The organism is Mesorhizobium sp. M0276 (genome assembly GCF_040321755.1).
Lineage (GTDB): Bacteria > Pseudomonadota > Alphaproteobacteria > Rhizobiales > Rhizobiaceae > Mesorhizobium.
This window is the reverse complement of record NZ_JAMYSC010000132.1, coordinates 1-2,861: the sequence shown is the minus strand read 5'-3', so window position 1 is coordinate 2,861 and position 2,861 is coordinate 1. Positions and strand designations below refer to the sequence as shown.

Annotated in this window: 4 protein-coding genes; 2 read left to right on the top strand and 2 right to left on the bottom strand. The window is 65.6% G+C overall.

Annotation, left to right across the window (positions count from 1 at the left end; translation table 11 throughout):
* Positions 1–208 (top strand): AMP-binding enzyme (locus NKJ01_RS36025; protein WP_502905964.1); only part of this gene is annotated, 208 nt, incomplete at its 5' end.
* Positions 205–1,212: an NAD(+) synthase gene (gene nadE, locus NKJ01_RS36020; protein WP_352735330.1), complete on the top strand. Its 1,008-nt coding sequence runs from the start codon at positions 205–207 to the stop codon at positions 1,210–1,212. The genes NKJ01_RS36025 and nadE, both read left to right, overlap by 4 nt.
* A 45-nt stretch (positions 1,213–1,257) precedes the next feature.
* Here nadE and NKJ01_RS36015 read toward each other — a convergent pair whose 3' ends face one another.
* A complete protein-coding gene (locus NKJ01_RS36015) occupies positions 1,258–2,190 on the bottom strand; it encodes a hypothetical protein (RefSeq protein ID WP_352735328.1) in 933 nt (310 codons plus the stop codon).
* Positions 2,187–2,861 (bottom strand): N5-glutamine methyltransferase family protein (locus NKJ01_RS36010; RefSeq protein WP_352735326.1); only part of this gene is annotated, 675 nt, incomplete at its 5' end. The genes NKJ01_RS36015 and NKJ01_RS36010, both read right to left, overlap by 4 nt.

Sequence of the window (2,861 nt, the reverse complement as noted above, 5' to 3'; positions counted from 1 at the left end):
GGATCCGATGCTCGGCCACGCCATTGCCGCCCTCGTCGTTCTCTCGGACGAGACCCTGAGCGAACGGGACATCATTCGCTACTGCACCGTCCATCTCGAGGATTTCATGGTGCCGAAGCTCATCGAGTTCCGCCGCGAGTTGCCGAAGACCGATACCGGAAAGGTCAGCCGAAGGCTGGCGGCCGAAACGTTGGGGACTGCAGAATGAACCTCTCCCTCGCCCCGAGCCGTCCCGCCTTCTCGGCCGACGCGCTGACGCTCGACAACGCCGCGGAAACCGACCGCATCGTCGCCGGGTTGCGCGAGCAGCTACGCGGCATGCGCAAGCGCGGGCTCGTGCTCGGCCTCTCTGGCGGCATCGATTCCAGCGTCTCGGTCGCGCTCGCCGCCCGCGCCGTCGGCGCGAAGAACGTCTTCTGCCTGTTCATGCCGGAAAGCGACTCCGGTCCCGACAGCCTCCGCCTCGGCCGGCTGGCCGCCGAAACCTTCGGCGTCGAAGCGATCGTGGAGGATATCGGCCCGACGCTGCACGCGATGGGTTGTTATGAGCGGCGGGATGCCTTCATCCGCGAGCTGGTGCCGGAATACGGGCCGGGCTGGGCCTCAAAGATCGTCATCGCCAATTCGCTCGCCGGCGAGGGCTACAACATCTCCTCGCTGGTGGTGCAGGACCCCGAAGGCCGGCAGACGAAGCTGCGCATGTCGCCGACGGTCTATCTCGGCATCGTCGCCGCCACCAACATGAAGCAGCGCACGCGCAAACAGATCGAGTACTATCACGCCGACCGGCTGAATTTCGCCGTGCTCGGCACGCCGAACCGGCTCGAATACGACCAAGGCTTCTTCGTGAAGAATGGCGACGGCGCGGCTGACGTCAAACCGATCGCCCATCTCTACAAGAGCCAGGTCTATGCGCTTGCCGCCCATCTCGGCATTCCCGAGGAAATCTGCCGCAGGGCGCCGACGACCGACACCTATTCCCTCGAGCAGACGCAGGAAGAGTTCTACTTCTCCCTGCCCTATGACCGCATGGATATTTGCCTCTTCGGCCTGAATAACGGCCTTTCAGCCGTGGAGGTCGGCGCCGCCGCGAAGCTGACTACGGTCGAGGTCGAACGCGTCTGGGCCGATATCGCCGCCAAGCGCCGGGCGACGCGCTATTTGCACCTTGGCCCGCAGCTCGTCCGCCCCGTCGAGGAAATCGCCTGCTGAGATCGGCGCGACCATCGGGATTATGTCGTCGCGCGCAATGACGGCCTATTCGAACCGCTCCCCGGACAGGCGATTCCAGTGCTCGCCGGCCAGCCCGTTGAAGAAGCCTTGCGAGCTCAGGAACGCGTTCACCAGCTCCTCGTCGCGCGAATGCACCACGGTCGAGGCCGGTTGAGTGAAGGCGACCCGCCGACCCAGCATCGCTGCCAGCAGGGCGGGTTGCGTCCGGCCGCGCAGGCCGGCGGCGCCGCGCCGCGCTGCATCGCCAATCAAGCAGTCGACCACGGAACCAGCTTGCCCCGGCAGGGCCAAAACCTGCAGCACGCGCGCCATCCTGCCGGGGCGGGTGTGATAGAGGAAGGCGCCGACCAGCGCCCCGCTGGGGGAGGAGACGGACGCGAACACGGCCTCGCCATAGTCCGGCTTCTGGGAAGCCTCCGCGAGGATATGCGCAAGCTGCTCCGCGCTCCAGTCGGGGCGGAGCGGGAAGGCTCGCCGCGAGGCTAGATCGAGCAGGAGGGCCGAAGGCCGGATGACCCGGATCCAGTCCAGGCTGTATTGCGGCAGGGCGACCCCGCGCAGTTTCGTCCACATCTGCGTCGAGAGGGCATTTGCGGTTTCGCTGAAGGAGATGTCCTGCGGCCCGGCCAGGAATGTCCTGAGCAGCCTTGCGCCGGCCATCGGGTCGTTCGCCCGCGGTTCGACCATGAGCGAACCACAGATGGCGGCGCGCAGCTTGCGCTGGCCATGCCTCATCGGCAGCACATTCACGCCGACAAAGCCTGAAATGTCGCCTTCGCTCGCAATATGGACGAGAGACGCGATCTCCGGATCGCGGACCGGGCCTTCGAGATAGTGCCAGCGCAGATAAGTCTCGAGCGCCGGAGGCGGCGGCTTTCCACCGTCCCGGAAGGTTCTTTGAAAGAGCCCGGCGACGGCCGGAATATCCGCAGCCTGCAGGGGACGAATCTGGCTCATGCCAAACTCGCGGAGGATGAGATCGCGGGCGCACCGTTCTCCAGCTTGCGGAGGAGTGCGACACGCGGCATTCCGACCTCATCCTTGGCGAATGTCACGGATTCATAGGCCTTGGCTCTGCCTATCAGGGCAGCCACCTGGCGGTCCTGCCCCTGCCCGAACTCGAACAGCAGCCAGCCACTAGGTTTGAGGAAATCGATTGCGTCCCGGATCAGCCGCTGTTGGATCGAGATGCCGTAAGGCCCCCCGTCGAAGGCCTCACGCGGCTCGCCCTCAAGCAGATGCGCGCTCTCGCCTTCGAGGCGCGCAGTCGAGATATAGGGCGGATTGCAGACAATCATGTCCGCCGCGCCGATAAGCCCATCGCCCTCCAGCGCACCGAACAGGTCCCCTTTCCGGATGGTGACCCGGTCCTGAAGGGCCAAGCGTTCGGCATTGCTACGGGCGAGCGCGACCGTGCTGTCAGTCACGTCCACCCCCCAGACGCGGGCCGACGGAACTTCCGCCGCGATCGCCAGAGCAAGGTTGCCGGAGCCGCAGCACATGTCGATCACCATCGGACCGGGCGCGCGATCGCGAAGAATCGCGAGCGCGCTCTGTCCGAGCAACTCTGTTTCCTGACGCGGCACGAGAACGCCCGGAGCCAGTTCGAGCATCACGCTCATGAAACG

Bases quoted from the DNA above. Each gene is read 5' to 3' on its own strand.
- nadE (WP_352735330.1), top strand. From the start codon at position 205: ATGAACCTCTCCCTCGCCCCGAGCCGTCCCGCCTTCTCGGCCGACGCG.
- NKJ01_RS36015 (WP_352735328.1), bottom strand. From the start codon at position 2,190: ATGAGCCAGATTCGTCCCCTGCAGGCTGCGGATATTCCGGCCGTCGCC.